The sequence below is a fragment of the Lactobacillus sp. C449L genome (genome assembly GCF_059900815.1).
Genome location: NZ_JBWXGA010000217.1, coordinates 1 through 457, shown reverse-complemented (window position 1 = coordinate 457; position 457 = coordinate 1). Strand labels below are relative to the sequence as shown.

Annotated in this window: 2 protein-coding genes; both read right to left on the bottom strand. The window is 66.7% G+C overall.

The window, feature by feature from the left end; genetic code table 11:
* Positions 1–197 (bottom strand): hypothetical protein (locus tag AC2JF9_RS09110; protein WP_500727129.1); only part of this gene is annotated, 197 nt, incomplete at its 3' end.
* A 26-nt stretch (positions 198–223) separates the two neighbouring features.
* Positions 224–457 (bottom strand): hypothetical protein (locus AC2JF9_RS09105; RefSeq protein WP_500727127.1); only part of this gene is annotated, 234 nt, incomplete at its 5' end.

The window sequence follows — 457 nt, the reverse complement described above, 5'->3', positions numbered from 1 at the left end:
ACCCATTTCAGGGGCGTTCCGAAGAGGGGCTGGTAGATGGCCGGACTGGAGGCGACAAGGAACGCGACGACGCCGGTCAGCACGAGGCCAAGTCCCATGTAGTTGTAGACCCGCAGCATCTGGCGCCGCAGGCCTTCGTCGAAGGCCGCGTTGCGCGTGTACGCGTAACTCCCCTGCCAGGTATATGGCGTGTTCACGTTCGTTCTCCTGTTTGAAGTGATGCTCAGCGGACGCTTCGGCTCAGGCGTCCGGCCGCTTGCTCGAGCGCCTTCCCGGCCGTGGCCGGGCCGGTCAGCGCATAGACGAGTTCGCCGGACTGCCAGTACGCGGTTGCTCCCGCGTCCGAACGGACCAGCGTTGCTGGGATGACCCCGAAGGCGGGTGCGCGCGCGGCGAACAGCGACACACGTCCGATGTCGCCCGCATCGAGCGCCACCTCGATCGAGTGGCCCAGCCG